Genomic DNA, 19,162 nt, shown 5'->3' with positions numbered 1-19,162 from the left:
CCTGGCATCACGATCCCGGCACCACCGCGTCGCGATCTTGTGCCGATCCGGACACCGCCCGGTCGCGGAAAGGCGGCAATCCGGTACGACGTCCCGGCCCGACAACCATCCACGCCCGCCAGGGCGTCAGCCGTACCGCGTGATAACCATCAGACGTCAGCCGTATCGCCTCATCACCGACCGTCAGAAGAGGGTCATCTCGTCCCGCACGATGCCACGCAGCCGGTCGTAGTTCACCGCCACGCACCGGATCCCCCGGTCGGCGGCGAGCACCCTGGCCTGCGGCTTGATCTCCTGCGCGGCGAAGACGCCGTGGACCGGCGCGAGCAGCGGATCGCGGTTGAGCAACTCCAGGTAGCGGGTGAGCTGTTCCACCCCGTCGATCTCGCCGCGCCGCTTGATCTCCACGGCCACCGCCGCCCCGGCACCGTCCCGGCAGAGCAGGTCGACCGGCCCGATCGCGGTGGGGTACTCCCGACGGACCAGCGTGAAGCCGGTACCCAGCTCGGTGGGGTTGGCGGCCAGCAACTCCTGGAGATGCGCCTCCACACCGTCCTTACGCAGCCCGGGATCGACACCCAACTCGTACGACGAGTCCTGGAAGATCTCCTCCAGGGTGATCCGCAGTTCCTCACCGGCCTTGTTGACCACCCGCCACACGCCGGGAGCCTCCTCCAGCCGGCACGGCGGGCTCATCCAGTTGAGTGGCTTGTAGGCCCGGTCGTCGGCATGGATCGAGACCGATCCGTCGGCCTTGACCATCAGCAGCCGGGTCGCCAGCGGCAGGTGTGCCGAAAGCCGTCCGACGTAGTCCACGGAGCACCGCGCTATCACCAACCGCACCCGACGAGGGTAGCGGAGCGACCGGACCGCGCCCGACGGGCCATGCTGGCGAGTCGGTGCCATCCTGGAGCCGTGCTGGAAGCCCTCACCGGAACCGGTCTCGCCGCATCGGCCGGACTGAACGCGTACATTCCCCTGCTCACCATGGCTCTGCTCGCCCGGTTCACCGATCTCGTCAACCTGCCGAGCGGTTGGCAGTGGCTCTCCAACGGCTGGACGATCGCGATCCTGGCGGTGCTGCTGGCCGTCGAGGTGGTCGCCGACAAGGTGCCGGTGGTCGACCACGTCAACGACGTGGTGCAGACCGTCGTCCGGCCGACGGCGGGCGGACTCGCATTCGGTGCGGGGTCCGGCTCGGAGACGGTGACGGTCAGTGACCCGGGGCAGTTCTTCGGATCCCACCAGTGGGTGCCGGTCGCCATCGGAGTGATCATCGCGCTCGGCGTACACGGGGTGAAGGCCGCCGCCCGGCCGGTGATCAACGCCGGTACGGCCGGATTCGGTGCCCCGGTGGCGAGCACCGCCGAGGACGCGACGAGCGTGTTCGTCTCGCTGGCCGCGCTCCTGCTTCCGGTGCTGGTACTGGTGTTCCTCCTCGGGGTGCCGTTCCTCGTGATGTGGGTGGTCCGTCGGCGTCGGCGCCGCCGGCAGCAGCGGCGGGCCGCCCGGCTGGCCCGCACCGAGACCATGGTGGACCACTACTGACCGTCGACCGCCACTCTCCGGAACGCCTGGCGAGGGCGATGCCATCCGCTGACCCGGACGCGTTCCGGCTCGTCGGGGACCACGCCGGTGGACCGCGACTGGCATGCTCGGCCGGGTGTTCGCGAAGGTTCTTCGAATTGGCCTGATCTCCGTCTCTGCCGCCGCGCTCGTCGGCGCCCTCGTCCTGGTGGTCGCCGTGGTGCGCGGCGGCGCCACCCCGGCCACCCCGGCCAGGCCGGAGGCGGGGATCGAGCCGTCCTGGGCCGGCGGCCCGGCCGGACCGGCGGATGGCACCCCACCGGCCGGTACGGCGACGGCCACGGCGCCGCACGCGACCGGACCGGCGACACCCTCGACCCCCTCGACCCGGACACCCCGGCCGACGGCGGCCGATCGACCCGGTGCGACCCGGCCCGGCACCCGTCCACCGGTCGTCGGGCACGGCCCCCGCTCCGGCAACCTGGTCGCGCTCACCTTCGACGCCGACATGACCGACGCGATGCTCGCCAACCTGCGCCGTGGGCGGGTGCGGTCGTACGCCAACCTACGGATCATCGAACTGCTGGAGCGGGAACAGATCCCGGCGACGTTCTTCCTGACCGGCAAGTGGGTGGAACGCTATCCGGACCTGACCAGACGACTGGCCGGCAATTCGCGCTTCGAACTGGCCAACCACACGTACGGGCACCTGGCGTTCACCCCGAACTGCTACGGCCTGCCCCGGGTGCCGACCAGCCGGATGACCGAGGACGTGGCCCGGACCTTCCGGCTGATCGAGCCGTACGGGGGCCGGCAGACCCGCTACTTCCGCTTCCCGGGACTGTGCCACGACGGCGCCGCGCTGGCCGCCCTCGCGCCACTCGGAGTGACAGTTGTCGACGGCGACGTGGTCAGCGGGGACCCGTTCGCCACCGCCTGGCGGCCGATCGTGAACGCGGTGCTGTCGAAGGTCAGGCCCGGCTCGGTCGTCGTGCTGCACGTCACCGAGGCGAACGCGGCAATGACCGACGAGGCGCTGCCACACATCCTGCGCGGGCTGCGCGAGCGCAGACTGTCCCCGGCACCCCTCTCCGAGGTGTTGGCCGGCGGCAACTGATCTTCCGGTGCCCGCCACGCCCGATCCACCCGACCCGGCGACCGTTGCCGCCGGACCGTCACGCATAGTGGTCTCATGGATGACCAGCTCGCGATCTCCGTTCGGGGGTTGCGCAAGGCGTACGGCGACACCACCGCCGTGGACGGCGTCGACCTGACGGTGTCCCGGGGCGAGGTCTTCGCCCTGCTCGGCCCGAACGGGGCCGGGAAGACCACCACCGTGGAGATCCTGGAGGGCTACCGCCGCCGGGACGCGGGCGAGGTCAGCGTGCTCGGCATCGACCCGGACCACGCGGACGACCAGTGGCGGACCAGGGTCGGCATCGTGCTCCAGGGCACCGGCGAGTTCGACGATCTCACCGTGGCCGAGGTGGTGCATCACTTCGCCGGCTTCTATCCGGCGCCGGACGATCCGGACAAGGTCATCGACCGGGTCGGCCTGGCCGACAAGGCGAAGGCCCGGACCCATGCCCTGTCCGGCGGGCAGAAGCGGCGGCTGGACGTGGCGCTGGGCATCATCGGCCGACCCGAGCTGCTGTTCCTGGACGAGCCGACCACCGGCTTCGACCCGGAGGCCCGCCGCGAGTTCTGGGAACTGATCCGCGACCTGGCCGCCGCCGGCACCACCATCGTGCTGACCACGCACTACCTGGACGAGGCCGAGGCGCTCGCCGACCGGGTCGGCGTGATCACCGGCGGCCGGCTGGTCGAGGTGGCCGCCCCGGCCCGACTCGGCAACCGGGAAAACGCGCTGACCACGGTCTCCTGGCGTACCCCGACCGGCGGGGTGGAACGCGCGGAGAGCGCGACGCCGACGGCGCTGGTCGGCGAGCTGGCCGCGCGGTTCGGCGGAGAGGTGCCGGGACTGACCGTGACCCGGCCCACCCTGGAAGACATCTACCTGGGGATGATCGGGCACCGATGACCACAACATCGCGCACTCTCGACACCCCGGCGACGACGGTCACCGGTCGCCGCATCGGCCCGGCCACCCTCGCGTTCCGTCAGGGCCGCCTCGAACTCCGGCAGTTCCTCCGCAGCCGCGAGTCGGTCGTCTTCACCATGGCGTTCCCGGTCGTCCTGCTCCTGATCTTCGCCTCGGTCTTCCGGGACGAGATCGGCGGCGGCGTACGGTTCACCCAGTATTTCGTGACCGGGATGATCGCCTCCGGGCTGGTGGCGGTGGGCTTCCAGAACCTGGCGATCCAGATCCCCGGCGAGCGGGACCGGGGCATCCTCAAGCGGCTGCGCGGCACCCCGATGCCGCAGTGGGTCTACTTCGCCGGCAAAGTGATCATGGTCGGGGTGATCGCCCTGGTCGAGACGGCCCTGCTACTCGGCACCGCGACCCTCTTCTTCGATCTCCAACTGCCGGCGACCGCCGCCAAGTGGTTCACCTTCGGCTGGGTCTCGCTGCTCGGCATCACCGCCTGCACACTCCTCGGCATCGCCTTCTCGTCCCTGGCCCAGACCGGCCGAGGCGCCTCGGCCACCGCCACCCCGGTCGCCCTGGTCCTCCAGTTCATCTCCGGCGTCTTCATCGTCTTCACCCAACTCCCGAGCTGGATGCAGCAGGTGGCGGCACTCTTCCCCCTCAAGTGGATGTGCCAGGGCCTCCGCTCCGTCTTCCTCCCCTCCTCCTTCGCCGCCCAGGAACCAGCCGGCTCCTTCGAACTGGGCCGCGTCGCCCTCGTCCTGTCCATCTGGTGCGTCCTCGGCCTCGTCCTCTGCCTGACCACCTTCCGCTGGACCACCCGCCGCGACGGCTGAAGTGAAAGGAAGGGCCCCCTATTATCGTTTTCTGTAGATAAAGGGCCCCTTCTTAACACCTCAGCGCGGGGCGGTGGCGGTGATCGTCGACTCGCCGGCCGTCGTGGTCGACCTGGCGTCGGGGATGTCGCTCCATCGGGCGGTCCACTCCGACAGGACGTCGGCGAAGGCGGCGTCATCCAGGCCGTACGTCGTGACGGTGAGCGAGATCGGGCCCTCGACGTCACCGGCCAACGGCGCCTGGCCGGCGACCACCAACAGGTGCCCGCTCGGATGCACAGCAATCCGCTGGTAGCGGCTGGTGTGCCGGAGTTCCCCGTCGCTCCCCGCGATCGCCAGCACATCGGCGGCGGTGGCCGTACCCGTGAGGTAGACGGTGCGGCGGCGGCCCTGCGGGCGGGTCTCCAGCAGGAACCGGAGCTGCTCGAAGAAGGATCGCCAGCCCTCCTCCATGCCGTCGTAGACCTCGTCCCAGTCCGTTCCGTCGAGCGAACCGGGCAGTACGGCCCGAATCGTGGTCCGGTGGCCGTCCGGCACCAGTTCGAGATACGAGCCGTCGTCGAAGAGCATTCGCTCCGGCGGCTCCTGCTTCACGTGGTCGACGAAGATGTACTGGATCTCGCCGTCGAGGTCGCCGTGGTCCCAGCCGAACCATTCCCGGAGTTGTACGGCATCCGTCATCGCCCGCCACACCGTCTCACGGTCAGCGCCGATGGTGGTCTCGACCCGGTACGGCTTGGGTTGCTCGCTCATCTCGCCCGCTCCATTCGATCTGCTTCGCCGTCGTCGTCTCGATCTGGTCCGCCGTCGTCTCGATCTGGTCCGCCGTCGCCTCGATCTGGTCCGCCGTCGCCTCGATCTGGCCCAGCCGACTCGGCTGGCCCCTTGCCCGATGGGGGCCGAGCGGGATGACCGCCGACGAGCAGGTGGTATCGCCTGGGGGCGGTGGGCGAGTCGAACTCGGCCGCCAATTCGGCCACCCGGGTGGCGAGCTGCTCGGCGAACCGGGTGATGTCGGCGGGCTGGTCGAAGCCGATCTCCGCCTCGATGGTGAAGGTGACCAGCCGCTTGCCGGCCTGGGCGGCGCCCTCGCGCATCCGGGCTACGTCGTCGAAGGTCCGCGCGGTGGCCGCCAGCAGGGTGTCTGCGGCGAACCGGTCCTGATCGGCGGCGTCCAACTCGCCGACTAATGCCGGCGCGACGATGACCGCGTGCGCGGCGGTCCGCATCACCCGTTCGGTACGGCCGCGCCGCTGGCGCAGCTCGACCAGCTCGACCAGGCCACCCTTCTCCAGTTCCCGCAGGTGGTAGTTGACTCGCTGGCGGCTCTCGCCGATCCGCGCGGCGAGCCCGGCCGCCGAGGCGGGCTCGCGCAGCTCTTCGAGCAGACGTTGCCGCAGCGGCGTGAGGACCCCCCTGAGCCGATCTCCGTCCCGGAGCACGTCGACACCCGTCGTCACGGACACATTCTGTGATTTGACAAATGCGTTTGTCAAATTACACAGCGCCACCCTGGCGTCGGGACCGCACGGCCAACTCGACCATCCGGCGGATCACCTCGACCCGGATGAGCAGCCCCACCTCCCGCCCGTTCTGCTCGACGGTCGCCCCCAGCCAGTCGAGGCCGCTCTCCGTACCGTGGTGCAGTTCCTCGACCGTGACCACCACATCGCCGCCGGGCGGCAGGTAGTCGCCGCGTCGCAGCTTGACGACCCGGGGCAACACACCCCGGGGTACGCCCGGCGGCAGCACCGACAGGATGTTGCGAACGCGGCGCCAGTCCTGCGGCGTCAGCGGTTCGGCGGACTCGGGTAACGCGCCATCGGCCACCACGACCTCCTCGGTGTTGGAGAGATCCCGGCCGGCGGGCGTTTGCCGACGACCGCCGGCCGGGTTACCACGCGGGTTCCGCCCCGGAGTCGGGTGTCACGGAGCGGAACCGCCTCTGCCGTCCACCCTGGACGGCCCGCGACCGCAGTGGTAGATGTATTGCCGATACCAAGAGTGACCAATTACTCGCTTACCGTTGGAGTACGTGAAATGAACCTCGATGTATGGATCCGCGCCCTGAAGGCAGCCCGCGCCGCAGCCGGGGTCTCGCAGGAACAGTTGGCGACGATGATCCGGTGGAGCGCGTCGACCATCGCCGGGATCGAGACCGGCCGACGGCGGCCCACCAAGGAGTTCGCCGGCGCGGCGGACGAGGCGTTGCAGACCGGCGGCCTGCTCGCCGAGCTGTTGCGCATCGCCGATCAGCAACGCACCCCGGTCTGGTTCGCCGCCTGGCGCGGCTATGAAGCCGAAGCGACTCGCCTGTGTGCCTTCGAACCAACCGTGATCCCGGGGCTATTACAAACCGAGGAGTACGCCCGAGCGGTGCTCTCGGCCGGCGGACTGCACGGCCCCGACGACGTGGCGGAGCTGCTGAGCGCCCGACTCGAACGACAGGAACTGCTGTCCAAAGAAGACCCGCCGGAGTTCCTGGCCATCATCGACGAGTTGGCCCTCCGTCGCCCGGTCGGTGGTCCCGCCGTGCTGGACGCACAGCTCGGACATCTTATCGAGCTGGCCGAGCTTCCGCACGTCCACCTCTACGCACTGCCGGCCAACGTCGGTGCGCACGTCGGGCTCGGCGGCGGCTTCGTCCTGGCCGACCTGCCCGACGACGACCGGGTCGCCTACCTGGAGAACGTCGCAAGTGGACAGCTGGTCGACGACCCGAAAATCACCCGCTATCTCCGTCGGGTCTGGGATAGCCTGCTGGGAGAGAGCCTCTCGGAGAGCGCCACGCTCGAACTACTCAAAGCGCTGAAGGTGACCTGATGACCACTGGCCCCACCTGGCGGACCTCCTCCCGCTCCACCAACACCGGCGGCAACTGCGTCGAGGTGGCGGACAACCTGGCTGGCCGCGTACTGGTCCGGGACTCGAAGGACCGGCCGGGACCGGTGCTTACGTTCGGGCCGGCGGCCTGGACGGCGTTCGTGACCGACGTGTCGCGCGTACGGCCGTAGCAGTCAGGAGAGCGGACCCGTCTCGCGTAGCCGGTCCGTCAGGAACTCCTGTTCGGCGGTGTTGTCGCTGAGCGCCAGCGCCGCCCGGTACGCCTCGGCGGCCTCCGCGTGCCGGCCCAGCCGACGCAGCAGATCTGCCCTGGTCGCCGGCAGGTAGCGGTAACCGGCCAGCCGGCCGTCGCGTTCGATCGCCTCGACCTCGGCCAGCGCCGCCGCCGGTCCGTCCACCATGGACAGCGCTACCGCCCGGTTGAGCGCGACCACGGGCGACGGCCAGATCCGCAGCAGTTCGTCGTAGAGGGTACGGATCTGCGGCCAGTCGGTCTCCGGATAGCTCGGTGCCTGCGCGTGCAGCGCGGCGATCGCCGCCTGGAGGGTGAACCGACCGGGCGGACCGGCCCGGAGCGCGCCCACCACCAGCCGGTCCGCCTCGGCGATCAGTTCGCGGTCCCATGCCGACCGGTCCTGCTCCTCGATCCGCAGCAGCCGACCATCGGCATCGGTGCGGCCGGCCCGCCGCGCCTGGTGCACCAGCAGCAGGGCAAGCAGCCCGGCGACCTCACGGTCGGCTGGCAACAACAGTCGGAGCATCCGGGCCAGGTCGAGGGCCCGGTCGGTGAGTTCGTCGCGTACCAGGTTCTCGCCGGACCGGGCGGTGTGCCCGGCGGTGTAGAGCAGGTGGACCACGGTGAGCGCCGCGCCGACCCGCCCCGGCAGTTCGGCGGCCGACGGTACCCGGTACGGAATCCTGGCCGCGCTGATCTTCTTCTTGGCCCGGGTCAGCCGGGCGGCCATGGTCGGCTCGGAGACCAGGAACGCGTGCGCGATGTCCGGTGTGGCCAGCCCGCACACGAGCCGCAGGGTCAGCGCCACCCGTGCCTCCAGGGCCAGTGCCGGATGGCAGCAGGTGAAGACCAGGCGGAGTCGGTCGTCGGGAATGGTGTCCGGCTGAGCCATCTCGGCCTCCTCCTCCGGCCCGAGCAGCAGCGGCAGTTTGGCGTCGAGCGTCTGGCGTCGGCGCATCGCGTTCAGCGCGGTACGCCGGGCCGCCGTGGTCAGCCAGGCGCCGGGCCGATCGGGTACGCCGTCGCGTGGCCAGGTCCGCAACGCCTGGACGTACGCCTCCTGCACCGCCTCCTCGGCGGCGTCGAGATCGCGGGTCACCCGCACCGTCGCGGCGAGCACCCAGGCCCACTCGCGACGGTGCGCGTCGGCGACGCTCTGCGCGACCGTGTGTTCGCTCCTGCGTCCGGCCGTGCTCAGCTCGGCTCCAGGATCTGGAAGCCGATCAGCGGTCGGACCTCCACGCCGCCGCTGACGATCGGGGTCAGCCGGGCCAGCGCCAGCGCGTGGTCGAGATCCCGCGCCTCGATCACGAAGACGCCGGCCAGCGCCTCCTTGGTCTCGATGAACGGGCCGTCGGTCAACAGGTCGCCCCGGATCGCGGTCGCGGTGGTCGACGGTTCCAGCGCCAACCCGGCGACGACCCGGCCACCGAGTTCGGCGATCCGCCCCGGCAACTCCTCGTGGGCCCGCATGACCTCCGGCGGGATGTCGGCCACGCCACCGGGGGTCTCCCGCTCGAAGATCAGCACCGCGTACTGGGGCATCAGGCCACCGCCCCGGACGGAGCCAGTGCGGCGGTCAGCCACGCCTGCCAGGCGGACGTCTCCGCCGCCTCGTCCACACCCTCGGCGAACAGGTGGTGCGCCACCCCGACCGGCCAACCCCAGGCGTCCCGGCCGTAGAACCGGTAGAGCGCGTCGGCACCGCGTACCCCGAGAAAGGCGTGCGTGGCGTAGTCGACCGTGCCCTCGATCGGCGCCAGACCGGCCGGCGTCAGCCGGACCCGGTCACCGACGGCGACGTCCGGACCGACGCCCAGGGCCCGGCGCAGCGCGGCGAAACCGCCCCGCGCGGAGCTCCCGGGCCCGTCCGCCGAGATGTAGGCCGCGTCGCGGCCGGCGAAGTGCCGCAGGTACTCCCCGAACGTGTGCTGGTAGAACGCCGTGTGCTGCCGGCAGGCGTCCAGCTCACGCTCGTAGTCCCCGGCGATCACCCCACGGTGTACGTAGCGCAGGTAGGACCCCGTGCCACGCGGCTCGACCCGGTAGTCGAGTTCGTTGACGCCGTCGCCGTCGACCGCCCGGGTCACGAACCGGTTCGGCGGATCCCAGACCGTCACCGTGCCGCCGGAGCCGCTCAGCCCCCGCTCGGCCCCGCCGACCCGTGGCTCGTAGTCGATTTTCCACAGCCAGCCGGAGGTGTGCGCGGTGAACCCCGCCCACACCTCCGACGGGCTGGCGGACAAATCGCCCTCCCAGCGCACCTCGAACTGCCTGCCCATGCCGACCGCCTCCATCGCTGTCGTCGTAGCCGAGCCTCGCGGCTCCCTCTACCTCACCGACAAACGACATCCGACGGAATCGACAACGGCCCGGAATTTTTCCGGGCCGGGTGGCGAATCAGTACGAGTAGAAGCCCTTGCCGGTCTTCCGGCCCAGGTCACCGGCGGCGGCCATCCGTTGCAGTAGCTCCGGTGGGAAGAACTTCTCGTCGGCGGTGTCGGCGTAGATGTTCTTCGTGGCGTTCAGCAGCACGTCGATGCCGGTCAGGTCGGTGGTGGCCAGCGGGCCCATCGCGTGTCCGAAGCCCAGCTTGCAGGCGGTGTCCAGGTCCTCCGGCGAGATCACCCCGGACTCGACGAGCCTGATGGCCTCCATCACCAGTGCGGTGATCAGCCGGGTGGTGACGAAGCCGGCGATGTCGCGGTTGACCACCACACAGGTCTTGCCGATCTCCTCGGCGAAGGCCCGCGCGGTCGCCAGCGTCTCGTCGCTGGTCTTGTAGCCGCGCACCAGCTCACAGAGCTTCATCATCGGTACGGGCGAGAAGAAGTGCGTACCCACGACCGACTCCGGCCGATCGGTCACCGCCGCGATCTGGGTGATCGGGATGGCCGAGGTGTTGGTGGCCAGCACGGCACCGGGGGCGCAGATCTTGTCCAACGCCCGGAACACCTCGTGCTTGAGTTCCAGCTTCTCGAAGACCGCCTCGACCACGATGTCGGCGTCCCCGGCCGCCTCCAGGTCGGTGGTCGGAGTGATCCGGGTGAGCGTCGCCTCGACGTCCCCGGCCTCGATGGTGCCCTTGGCCGCGAACCTCTCCAACGAGGTGCGGATGCCGGACAGGCCACGCCGGGTCGCGGCGTCGTCGATGTCGCGGAGCGTCACCTCCCAGCCCGCCAGTGCGGCGACCTGGGCGATGCCCGAACCCATCAGACCGGCCCCGACGACCGCGAGTCGACCCGCCATGTGCTCACTCCCTCGGCTGGATTGTGTCCGTCCCGAGCACCATAACGGTCGTCCTCCGGACCAACCGACGCCGGCCGCGAGGGCATGTTCGCGGCCGGCGTCGGTGTCCAGGGTTGGTGGGCTACCAGGCAGGATCAGCTCGCGGCACGCAGCGGAGCGAGCGCCTTGCTCCAGGCCACCGTCTGGTCCAGCGTGGTGGTCAGGGCCTCGCGGTGGAAGTCGTTCGGCTTGAAGACGCTGAAGTTCTCGAAGTCGGTGTAGAGCGAGAGCGCCACCTGGGACCGTACGTCGGCCATCTGGAGCTCACCGGCGATCAGGCGCAGGTGCTCCACGGCGCGGGCGCCGCCGACCGAGCCGTAGCTGACGAAGCCGACGGCCTTGTTGTTCCACTCCCCGTAGAGGAAGTCGATGGCGTTCTTCAGGGCGCCGGAGGTGGAGTGGTTGTATTCCGGGGTCACGATCACGAAGCCGTCGAACGAGGCGATCTTGGCGGCCCACTCCAGCGTGTGCGGCTGGGAGTACTGCCCCATCGACGGCGGCATGGCCTCGTCGAGGTGCGGGAGCTTGTAGTCGAGCAGGTCGATCAGCTCGTAGTCCGCGTCATCGCGCTGCGAGGCGACCTCGTGCACCCAGCGGGCCACCTGCTCGCCGTTGCGGCCGGGGCGAGTGCTGCCAAGGATGATGCCAATCCTGGTCATTTCTGTAAATTTCCCCTCTGAAGTTCGCAGCACTCACGTGCTTGCTCGGTCAAGCAAATATTCGAATTGTTGCTTTGTCAAGCAACTGCCGTGTTAGTGTGTTCTCCATGACAGCCGCGTCACCGCCGTTGAGCAGCGACGAGGAGGCGTTCGTCCGGGCCCTGGCCCGGGTGATCATCGTCGTTCCCCGGGCGTTGGACGCCGATCTGATGCGCGAACAGCGCCTCTCGATGAACGAGTACGCGGCCCTGATGCACCTCTCCGAGGCACCCGACCGGCGGATGCGGATGAGCGAACTCGCGAACGCCTGTGACCTGTCGCTGAGCGGGATGACCCGGATCGTCACCCGGCTGGAGCAGCAGACCTTCGTCGAACGGGTCAGATGCCCCAACGACGCACGCGGCTGGAACGCGGTCCTCACCGACGCCGGACTGGCCCGGCTGGAACAGGCGTACCCGGCGAACCTCGCCAGCGTGCGGCGGCACATCGTCGATCACGTCGCCGGCCTGGACCTCCCCCGGATCACCGAGGCCCTGCAACGCTTCGCCACCACCGGAACGTGCGCGGAGAAGACGACCGACGAGTCGACCGCCTGAGCCGGCCAGCCGTCCGCCGGTCATAGCGTGAAAGCCGGCTCTTCCGGGGCGGTCGCCCGCTCCACCTCGACGCCCAGGGTCCGCAGGTCCGCGATGAAGTCCGGATAGCCGCGGTCCACGTGGTGCACGTGCGAGACCTCGGTGACCCCGTCGGCGCAGAGACCGGCGATCACCAGGCCGGCGCCGGCCCGGATGTCGGTGGCCCGGACCGGCGCACTGGACAGCCGCTCCCGACCCCGGACCACCGCGTGGTGCCCGTCCGTCTTGATGTCCGCACCCAGCCGGGCCATCTCGTTCACGAACATGAACCGGCCGTCGAAGATGTTCTCGGTGACCAGCGAGGCGCCCTCGCTCACCGAGGCCAACGCGATCGCCATCGGCAACAGGTCGGTGGCGAACCCGGGAAACGGCAGCGTCACCACGTCGACCGCCGACGGCCGCCGGTCGAGCTGCACCCGGAACGCGTCGGCCCGGGTCTCCACCAGACAGCCGGCGGAGACCAACTTGTCGAGCGCGATCTCCAGGAAGGCCGGACTCGCACCGGTGACCGTCACGTCGCCCTGGGTCATCGCCGCCGCGAACGCCCAGGTGCCGGCGACGATCCGGTCCCCCACCGTGGCATGGCGTACCGGATGCAGCTCGGCGACGCCCTCGATCCGCAGCGTGGAGGTGCCGGCGCCCTCGATCCGGGCCCCCATCTGGGACAGCATCGTGCAGATGTCCACGATCTCCGGTTCCCGGGCGGCGTTGTCGATCTCGGTAACCCCCCTGGCCAGCACCGCCGCCATCACCAGGTTCTCGGTGGCACCGACGCTCGGGAAGTCGAGCCAGATCGTCGCGCCGTGCAGGCCGTCCGGTGCCGAGGCGATGACGAAGCCGTGCTCGCCGGAGATCTCCGCACCCATCCGGGCCAGCCCGGCCACGTGCATGTCCAGCCCCCGGGAGCCGATGGCATCACCGCCAGGATGGGCGACCCGGACGTACCCGCGCCGGGCCAGCAGCGGCCCCAGCACGCAGATCGATGCCCGGAGCCGGCGTACCAGGTCGTAGTCCGCCTCCGTACCGGGCGCCTCCGGCACCTCGATCGTCACCGAACAGGACCGGGCCGCTCCGGCGGGACCGCCCGCCGCCGCACTCCCGCCGCCACCACTCCCGCCGCCATCACTCCCGCCGTTGTCGGCGAACGAGACCGGCTCGTCGTCGGCGAACGAGACCTGGCAGCCGAGTCGGCGCAGCACCTCGGCCATGATCGCGATATCGGTGATCCGGGGAACGTTGGTGATCACGCTCCGCCCGGGCGCGAGCAGGGCCGCGGCCATCAGCTTGAGCGCGGAGTTCTTGGCACCCACGACGTGCACCTGACCGGCCAGCCGGGCACCGCCGCTCACCCTGATCACATCCACGTCGCACATCGTAGAGTCGTCGGCTCCGGCCGGCCCGGAGCCGCTGGCCCACCCTCCGGCCGTATCCGCCGCCGTCCCCGGGTCCGATGTCGTTCCCGCCACCGTCCCCGGCTCCGATCCCGCCACCGTCCCCGACCGTGCGGGCGCGATCTGCGTCGACATCCGTACGCTGTGCGTCATGGCCGTCCACCTCACCCGCATCTACACCAGGGCCGGCGACGCCGGCACGACCAGGCTCAGCAACAACGAGAAGGTCGCCAAGACGGACCCGCGGATCGCCGCGTACGCCGACGTCGACGAGTGCAACGCGGCCATCGGAGTGGCGCTGGCGCTCGGCCAACTCGACGAGGGCCTCCGCTCGGTGCTGGGCACCATCCAGAACGACCTGTTCGACGTCGGCGCCGACCTGTCCAACCCGGTCGAGCCGGAGCCGGCGTACCCGCCGTTGCGGGTCACCGAGGAGTACGTGCTCCGCCTGGAGGGCTGGTGCGACGAGTACAACGCGGAGCTGGCCAAACTCGACTCCTTCGTTCTTCCGGGCGGTACCCCCGGAGCGGCGCTGCTGCACGTGGCGCGCACGATCGCCCGGCGCGCGGAGCGCTCGGCGTGGGCACTGCTCAACGCCGAACCCGACCGAACCAGTACTCTTCCGGCAAAGTATCTCAACCGCCTCTCCGATCTGTTGTTCATCCTCGGAAGAACGGCGAATCCGGACGGCGATGTGCTATGGGTCCCGGGCGGCAACCGGTAGCCGCCGATGGGCGGGTTGCACCATGTCGAGGTATGGGTACCCGACCTCGGCCGCGCCGAACGTAGTTGGGGCTGGCTGCTCGGCGAGCTGGGCTGGACGCCGGAGCAGAGCTGGCCGGCCGGGCGCTCCTGGCGACTCGGTCCGACGTACCTGGTCCTGGAGGAGTCCGCCGCGCTGTCGTCCCGGCGGCACGACCGGCTCGCCCCGGGCCTCAATCACCTGGCCTTCCACGCCGGCCCGCCGCCCGTGGTGGACCGGCTGGTCACCGAGGCGCCGACGTACGGCTGGTCGCTGCTCTTCGCCGACCGTCACCCGTACGCGGGTGGGCCCGACAACTACGCCGGTTACCTGACCGACGAGTCCGGTTTCGAGGTGGAACTCTGCGCCTCACTCCTCGCCGTCGGGGACTGACCGTCCGGGAGTTCCCCGGCCGACCGGAAAGGGTCGCCGGGTTCTCGGACCGGCCGGTCGGCGCGGTTGTCCCAGCGGTGAGCCACTCCTGAGCCGGAGTCGCCGCCGGGGTGCGGGCGCGGGCGGGGGCACGGGCACGCTGGTCGGCGGGCCGCTGGCGCCGTACCCGATGGCGCCGGAGCGGGGAAGGAGCCGGCGCCGGAGCCACAGCCCGGCCCCGACCACCACGGCGGCCACCAGCGCCAGCGCGCCGGCCGGGCCGACCGACCCGGCGAGCCGCGGATAGGAGGCCCCGGCGGCGTAGCCGACCAGGATCGTGCCGGGCACCCAGACCGCGACCCCGAACGCGTTGAAGACCATGAACCGCCGGTACGGCATTCCGGCGCCTCCGGCGATCCGGGGCACCAGGGTACGGACGAACGGCGTCCAACGGCCGAGGACGATCGCCGGACCACCCCGGTCGATGATCGCCGCCTCGGTACGTCGCCAGCGGTCCGCGCCGATCCACCGACCGATCCGGCCGCCCCGGATCCGGGTGCCGACGAACCGGCCCTCCAGGTAGCCGAGCTGGTCACCTGCGAACGCGGCGAGCGTGCAGACCACCAGTGTGACGATCAGATCGAGGTACCCGGTCCGGGCCAGGAACCCCACGGTGAGCATCGTGCTGGCGGCCGGGACCGCGAGGCCCGCCAACAGCCCCACCTCGCCGGTCAGCAGCGCCCCGGCAGCCAGGTACAGCCACCCGGGCGGCAGTCCGGTGAGGCGGTCGACGAGTGCGGCGGCGAGGTCCACCCGTCAACCGTGCCTCGCGCGGCGGGCACTCAGCCTCGTACCGATGGTCACCCCGGCTCCGCCAACTGGCCGGCCGGCACCCTAGGGGCCGGGCGGACCGGCTTCAGGGTCGCCCTTCGCTGACCTGGGGGTCGATCGGCCGGAAGGCGTCGTCGACCAGGCCGAGGCGATGCGCGACCACCGCGGCCTGGACCCGGTTGCGGAGCCCGAGCTTGTCCATCGCGGCCGAGACGTGCGTCTTGACCGTGGTGACCCCCAGGTGCATCCGCGCGGCGATCTCGGCGTTGGAGAGCCCGGCACCGACCAGCGCCAGCACCTCAAGCTCCCGGCCGCTGAGCAGGCGCCGCCCCGAGGGTCGCAGGTTGTCGACCTCCCGCTCGGCGTCCCGGGTGTGCGCCAGCAACGCGCGGTTGACGATCCGGGCCAGTACGGGCGGCGCCAGCAGCGGCTCGCCCCGGGCCGCCCGGCCCACGGCCTCCACCAGGTCCTCCGGGGCACCGTCCTTGACCAGGTAACCGATCGCACCAGCGCCGAGCGCCCCGTAGATGTTGGCGTCGTCGGCGAAGGTGGTGAGCACCAGCACCCGGGTCGCCGGGTGCTGGTCGAGGATCCTCCGGGTCGCCTCGATGCCGTCCATCCTGGGCATCCGCAGGTCCATCAGCACGACGTCCGGGCGCAGCCGTTCGGCCAGCCGGACCGCCTCGCGGCCGTCGCCCGCCTCGCCGACGATGTCGAACCCGCCCGCGGTGCGCAGCAGCAGCGTCACGCCGGCCCGGACCAGGGCCTGGTCGTCCACCACGAGTACCCGGATCACCGCCCGGACCGCCCGGCACGTTCCGGCTCGACCGGCCGGGCGACGACCTTCTCACAGATCGGGCCGGCTGCCTTCTCCCTGATCGGGCCGGCTGCCTTCTCCCTGATCGGGCCCGTGGTGCCCTTCTCCCTGATCGGCAGGTGCGCGGCCAGGCGCCAGCCGCCGCTGCTGGTGGGGCCGGCGAGCAGTGTCCCGCCGAGCAGTCGGACCCGCTCCCGCATTCCCGCCAGCCCGTGCCCGGACGGCGGCAGCAGCGACGGCCGGGGATGTTCCGGCCCGGTGTCCAGCACCTCGACCAGCAGCCCCGTTCCGTCGGGCCGGATGTCCACCGAGGCGGTCGCGCCGGGTCCCGCGTGCTTGAGGGTGTTGGTCAGGCCCTCCTGGACCACCCGGGCGGCGGTGGTCCGCACCACCAGCGGGGCGTCGCCGACATCAGGGGCCAGGCTCATCCGGACCGCCACGCCGGCCGATCGGACCCGCTGTTCCGCGTCCGTGATCAACTGCTCCGGCTCGATCGGCGGTCCGCCCGCCGTCACCGCGTCCGGATCCCGCAGCACCTCCAGCAGCGCCCGCAGCTCGTCGAGCACCTGGCCGGCGGTCACCCGCAGGTCACCGAGGGCGTGCACGGCATCGTCCACCCGGCCGGTACGGCGGGCGGCGTACTGGGCCGCGCCCGCCTGTAGCGCGATGGCCCCCACGTGGTGCGCGACGATGTCGTGCAGGTCCCGGGCGATGGCGGCGCGCTCGGCCAGCCGCGCGGCGCGGGTCTGGATCTCCTGCTGCGCCTCCACGTCGCGGGCCCGCTCCTCGGCCAACTGGGCCACCCGGCGCACCCCGCTCAGGTAGCGGGCAAGGGCGACCGGTGCGATGACGAACCCGGCGAACCCGGCGAGCTGGATGAACCCCTGCTGTCCGGGCAGCAGCCCGTCGCTGCCGGGGCCGACCAGATGGACCAGCGAGGCGGCGTACGCCAGCCCGAGCGCCACGCTGATGGACGGCCACCTGGCGGTGAAGGCGACGAGGCCCACCGCGACCAGGGCGCCGAACTGGGCGACGTCCCCGGCCCAGGGCGCGGTCCAGTTGGCGAGCGCCAGCAGCAGGCACTCGACCACCAGCACCGGCCAGGGCCATCGGCGGGCGCCGAGCAGGATCAGCCCGGCCGTCACCGTGACCGCCAGCGCGAGCGGGCGGGTCTGTACCACCGGCCAGCCGAGCTTGATCAGTCCCAAGCCACCGCCGACCAGCCCGAGCAGCACATCCGGCCACCATCTTCGCTGATCCCGCACGTTGGCAACGATACGGAGCGGAACCGCGAGCGGCGACTCCTGCCATCAGCCGCGCCGCCTCCTCCAACTGGCCGATATACCGACCGGCCGGACGACATCGAAAGAAGATCAGCTCGCCTAGCTTCGGTCCGTGCCTACCGAAATGATCTCGTTTCTGGCCCAGTTGGCCCGCAGCCCACGGGCGGTCGGCGCGATCGCGCCCAGCGGAGTCCCACTTGCCGAACGGATCACCGCGACGATTCCCCGGACCGGCGAGCCGCTGGTGGTCGAGCTCGGTCCCGGCACCGGAGCCTTCACCCGGGTGATCCAGCGCCGCCTCGGGGGCCAGGGCAGGCACCTCGCCCTGGAGATCAACGCGACCTTCGCCGACCGTCTGGCCCGGGAGCATCCCGGAGTCGACGTGCTCCAGGCCGACGCCGGGAACCTGGCGAGCCTGCTCACCGAGCGGAATCTCCCCCGCGCCGAGGCGATCGTCAGTGGGCTGCCCTGGGCGGTGTTCACCGCGCAACGACAGCGGGAGATCCTCAGCGCCGTCGTCGCGGCCCTCGCCGACGACGGCGCGTTCACCACCTTCGCGTACCAGCACGCCCGGTGGGCGCCTCCGGCACGACGGCTGCACCGGACCCTGCGTGAGCTGTTCGAAGAGGTCGTCGTCGGCGGAACGGTGTGGGCGAACCTACCCCCGGCGGTGGTCTACCACTGTCGCCGGCCGGTCCGGCAACCTCTCGTCGAGCAGCCCGGTACGTCGAGGCCCGCCCGTCACCCATCGCCGGTCCGGCCGCTGAACGTGCCCCAGCCCGCCCAGTCCTGACGCCGGTCCGGGCCTGATGCCGGTCCGGGCAGGGGGCAGGATCGCTCAGTCCCGGAGCACCAAATGCGAAACCGCCCCCGGAGGGGCGGATTCAAGCCAGGAGAGGAAGCCGGTGACCGTGGACTTCGCCATCGCGATCTCCACGGGAGCCTGGTGGCTGACACATCGCAGGATCACCCAGTCCGCCGGCATGATGAGCCGTTCCTGACCCTCGGGCAGCCGTCGACGCTCCACCGCGAGCCCGCGCCGGGCCAGCACCCGTTTCGGCCGGAGCGCGAAGCTGAACATCCGGTACCACCGGAGTTCGGTCTCGGCGAACCGCGCAAAGCCCGGCGACCAGCCCCGACCGTCAAGCATGGTGGAGACCCGCACGCTGAGCCGGATGATGCCACCCGACCGGGCGACCAGGGCCCGGCGGAGAAAGAGCGCCGCGACCGCGAGGAGGAATACCAGTACGCCGATCCCGATCCAACGCAGAACCAGCATCGACGTCTCGGTCAGCGCGTCGCGGATTCGGTTACCGGGCTGGCGCTCTCGGCCAGGACCGTGACGCCGTCGCCGGTCACCGACAGGAACCCGCCGGTCACCTCGTAGGTGAGCTGCTCGCCACCGGCCAACTTGATGCGTACCTGGCCGGGCTCGGCGAGCTGCCCGAGCAGCGGCGCGTGTCCCGGCAGCACCCCGAGCTCGCCTTCGGTCGTCCGCGCGACGACCATCTCGGCGTCACCCGTCCAGATCTTCTCCTCGACGGATACGAGCTCGACCTGAAGCTGTGCCACGCTGTCTCCTTGCTGCGGCGGCGGGATTGGGGAAAGTCTAATCCGGCTCCCGCCGCCGCACCCAGCCGGGTGGCCCAGAT

At 70.9% G+C, this 19,162-nt stretch carries 25 protein-coding genes; 10 read left to right on the top strand and 15 right to left on the bottom strand.

The genetic code is table 11. From position 1 onward, the window contains the following. Positions 1–183: 183 nt before the first annotated feature. The gene (nucS, locus tag ACFP2T_RS39825) at positions 184–843 is read right to left on the bottom strand and encodes an endonuclease NucS (RefSeq protein WP_377431732.1); all 660 of its coding nucleotides are present in this window, start codon (positions 841–843) and stop codon (positions 184–186) included. A 72-nt stretch (positions 844–915) separates the two neighbouring features. On the opposite strand from nucS, the gene ACFP2T_RS39820 reads away from it, so the two are divergent. From ACFP2T_RS39820 to ACFP2T_RS39805, 4 genes are all read left to right on the top strand, one after another. Then, the gene (locus ACFP2T_RS39820; RefSeq protein WP_377431730.1) at positions 916–1,548 is read left to right on the top strand and encodes a DUF4126 domain-containing protein; all 633 of its coding nucleotides are present in this window, start codon (positions 916–918) and stop codon (positions 1,546–1,548) included. Between the two features lie 115 nt (positions 1,549–1,663). Next, a complete protein-coding gene (locus tag ACFP2T_RS39815) occupies positions 1,664–2,644 on the top strand; it encodes a polysaccharide deacetylase family protein (protein ID WP_377431727.1) in 981 nt (326 codons plus the stop codon). A 75-nt stretch (positions 2,645–2,719) separates the two neighbouring features. Further along, positions 2,720–3,568, top strand: coding sequence for an ABC transporter ATP-binding protein (locus ACFP2T_RS39810; protein WP_377431724.1), 849 nt, complete (start codon positions 2,720–2,722; stop codon positions 3,566–3,568). After that, positions 3,565–4,413 carry an ABC transporter permease gene (locus ACFP2T_RS39805; RefSeq protein WP_377431721.1) on the top strand — a complete coding sequence of 283 codons (849 nt, stop codon included), beginning with the start codon at positions 3,565–3,567 and terminating at the stop codon, positions 4,411–4,413. The genes ACFP2T_RS39810 and ACFP2T_RS39805 overlap by 4 nt, the downstream gene beginning before the upstream one ends. A 60-nt stretch (positions 4,414–4,473) precedes the next feature. Here the strand turns inward: ACFP2T_RS39805 and ACFP2T_RS39800 are convergent, their stop codons facing one another. Genes ACFP2T_RS39800 through ACFP2T_RS39790 form a run of 3 tightly spaced genes read right to left on the bottom strand, consistent with a single transcriptional unit; the run spans position 4,474 to position 6,243 of the window. Beyond that, complete coding sequence (locus ACFP2T_RS39800; protein ID WP_377431719.1) at positions 4,474–5,166, bottom strand: SRPBCC family protein; 693 nt, start codon at positions 5,164–5,166, stop codon at positions 4,474–4,476. Beyond that, positions 5,163–5,873: a helix-turn-helix domain-containing protein gene (locus ACFP2T_RS39795; protein WP_377431716.1), complete on the bottom strand. Its 711-nt coding sequence runs from the start codon at positions 5,871–5,873 to the stop codon at positions 5,163–5,165. Before ACFP2T_RS39795 ends, ACFP2T_RS39800 begins: the two co-directional genes overlap by 4 nt. Positions 5,874–5,910: 37 nt before the next feature. Then, positions 5,911–6,243, bottom strand: coding sequence for a hypothetical protein (locus ACFP2T_RS39790; RefSeq protein WP_377431713.1), 333 nt, complete (start codon positions 6,241–6,243; stop codon positions 5,911–5,913). Between the two features lie 210 nt (positions 6,244–6,453). Here ACFP2T_RS39790 and ACFP2T_RS39785 point away from each other — a divergent pair, with 210 nt between their 5' ends. Together ACFP2T_RS39785 and ACFP2T_RS39780 are read left to right on the top strand one after the other, a co-directional pair. Then, positions 6,454–7,236 (top strand): helix-turn-helix domain-containing protein, encoded by a 783-nt coding sequence (locus tag ACFP2T_RS39785; protein WP_377431711.1) that lies wholly within the window; start codon positions 6,454–6,456, stop codon positions 7,234–7,236. Beyond that, entirely contained in the window at positions 7,236–7,427 is a 192-nt protein-coding gene (locus ACFP2T_RS39780) for a DUF397 domain-containing protein (protein WP_377431708.1), read from the top strand. Before ACFP2T_RS39785 ends, ACFP2T_RS39780 begins: the two co-directional genes overlap by 1 nt. Before the next feature lie 3 nt (positions 7,428–7,430). Here ACFP2T_RS39780 and ACFP2T_RS39775 read toward each other — a convergent pair whose 3' ends face one another. From ACFP2T_RS39775 to ACFP2T_RS39755, 5 genes are all read right to left on the bottom strand, one after another. Further along, positions 7,431–8,612: an RNA polymerase sigma factor gene (locus ACFP2T_RS39775; RefSeq protein ID WP_377431706.1), complete on the bottom strand. Its 1,182-nt coding sequence runs from the start codon at positions 8,610–8,612 to the stop codon at positions 7,431–7,433. A 74-nt stretch (positions 8,613–8,686) separates the two neighbouring features. Beyond that, entirely contained in the window at positions 8,687–9,037 is a 351-nt protein-coding gene (locus tag ACFP2T_RS39770) for a YciI family protein (protein WP_377431703.1), read from the bottom strand. Further along, positions 9,037–9,774, bottom strand: a complete 738-nt coding sequence (locus tag ACFP2T_RS39765) for an SRPBCC family protein (protein ID WP_377431700.1) — start codon at positions 9,772–9,774, stop codon at positions 9,037–9,039. The genes ACFP2T_RS39770 and ACFP2T_RS39765 overlap by 1 nt, the downstream gene beginning before the upstream one ends. 118 nt (positions 9,775–9,892) lie before the next feature. After that, positions 9,893–10,741 carry a 3-hydroxyacyl-CoA dehydrogenase family protein gene (locus ACFP2T_RS39760; RefSeq protein WP_377431698.1) on the bottom strand — a complete coding sequence of 283 codons (849 nt, stop codon included), beginning with the start codon at positions 10,739–10,741 and terminating at the stop codon, positions 9,893–9,895. 134 nt (positions 10,742–10,875) lie between these two features. Continuing rightward, positions 10,876–11,439 carry an NADPH-dependent FMN reductase gene (locus ACFP2T_RS39755; protein WP_377431695.1) on the bottom strand — a complete coding sequence of 188 codons (564 nt, stop codon included), beginning with the start codon at positions 11,437–11,439 and terminating at the stop codon, positions 10,876–10,878. 107 nt (positions 11,440–11,546) lie between these two features. On the opposite strand from ACFP2T_RS39755, the gene ACFP2T_RS39750 reads away from it, so the two are divergent. Next, entirely contained in the window at positions 11,547–12,035 is a 489-nt protein-coding gene (locus ACFP2T_RS39750) for a MarR family winged helix-turn-helix transcriptional regulator (protein ID WP_377431693.1), read from the top strand. A gap of 20 nt (positions 12,036–12,055) precedes the next feature. Here the strand turns inward: ACFP2T_RS39750 and murA are convergent, their stop codons facing one another. After that, a complete protein-coding gene (murA, locus tag ACFP2T_RS39745) occupies positions 12,056–13,618 on the bottom strand; it encodes a UDP-N-acetylglucosamine 1-carboxyvinyltransferase (RefSeq protein ID WP_377431690.1) in 1,563 nt (520 codons plus the stop codon). Here murA and ACFP2T_RS39740 point away from each other — a divergent pair. Both ACFP2T_RS39740 and ACFP2T_RS39735 read left to right on the top strand, forming a co-directional pair. Next, positions 13,617–14,189: a cob(I)yrinic acid a,c-diamide adenosyltransferase gene (locus tag ACFP2T_RS39740; protein ID WP_377431687.1), complete on the top strand. Its 573-nt coding sequence runs from the start codon at positions 13,617–13,619 to the stop codon at positions 14,187–14,189. The genes murA and ACFP2T_RS39740 overlap by 2 nt on opposite strands. Positions 14,190–14,195: 6 nt before the next feature. After that, entirely contained in the window at positions 14,196–14,600 is a 405-nt protein-coding gene (locus ACFP2T_RS39735) for a VOC family protein (RefSeq protein ID WP_377431684.1), read from the top strand. Here the strand turns inward: ACFP2T_RS39735 and ACFP2T_RS39730 are convergent. From ACFP2T_RS39730 to ACFP2T_RS39720, 3 genes are all read right to left on the bottom strand, one after another. Continuing rightward, positions 14,577–15,392, bottom strand: a complete 816-nt coding sequence (locus tag ACFP2T_RS39730; protein ID WP_377431681.1) for a DedA family protein — start codon at positions 15,390–15,392, stop codon at positions 14,577–14,579. The two genes, ACFP2T_RS39735 and ACFP2T_RS39730, sit on opposite strands and share 24 nt — an antisense overlap. Positions 15,393–15,495: 103 nt before the next feature. After that, entirely contained in the window at positions 15,496–16,206 is a 711-nt protein-coding gene (locus ACFP2T_RS39725; RefSeq protein ID WP_377431679.1) for a response regulator, read from the bottom strand. Beyond that, positions 16,203–17,492 (bottom strand): sensor histidine kinase, encoded by a 1,290-nt coding sequence (locus ACFP2T_RS39720; RefSeq protein WP_377431676.1) that lies wholly within the window; start codon positions 17,490–17,492, stop codon positions 16,203–16,205. Before ACFP2T_RS39720 ends, ACFP2T_RS39725 begins: the two co-directional genes overlap by 4 nt. Before the next feature lie 130 nt (positions 17,493–17,622). Here ACFP2T_RS39720 and ACFP2T_RS39715 point away from each other — a divergent pair, with 130 nt between their 5' ends. Then, positions 17,623–18,303, top strand: a complete 681-nt coding sequence (locus ACFP2T_RS39715) for a class I SAM-dependent methyltransferase (protein ID WP_377431673.1) — start codon at positions 17,623–17,625, stop codon at positions 18,301–18,303. 45 nt (positions 18,304–18,348) lie between these two features. Here the strand turns inward: ACFP2T_RS39715 and ACFP2T_RS39710 are convergent, their stop codons facing one another. Together ACFP2T_RS39710 and ACFP2T_RS39705 are read right to left on the bottom strand one after the other, a co-directional pair. Then, a complete protein-coding gene (locus tag ACFP2T_RS39710) occupies positions 18,349–18,789 on the bottom strand; it encodes a DUF2550 domain-containing protein (RefSeq protein ID WP_377431670.1) in 441 nt (146 codons plus the stop codon). Positions 18,790–18,800: 11 nt separating this feature from the next. Further along, the gene (locus ACFP2T_RS39705; protein WP_192765091.1) at positions 18,801–19,082 is read right to left on the bottom strand and encodes a F0F1 ATP synthase subunit epsilon; all 282 of its coding nucleotides are present in this window, start codon (positions 19,080–19,082) and stop codon (positions 18,801–18,803) included. Positions 19,083–19,162: the final 80 nt, after the last annotated feature.

The organism is Plantactinospora solaniradicis (assembly GCF_042658085.1).
Lineage (GTDB): Bacteria > Actinomycetota > Actinomycetes > Mycobacteriales > Micromonosporaceae > Plantactinospora > Plantactinospora solaniradicis.
Note: the sequence above shows the minus strand (reverse complement) of the source record. Positions and strands in the feature narration are given on the sequence as shown.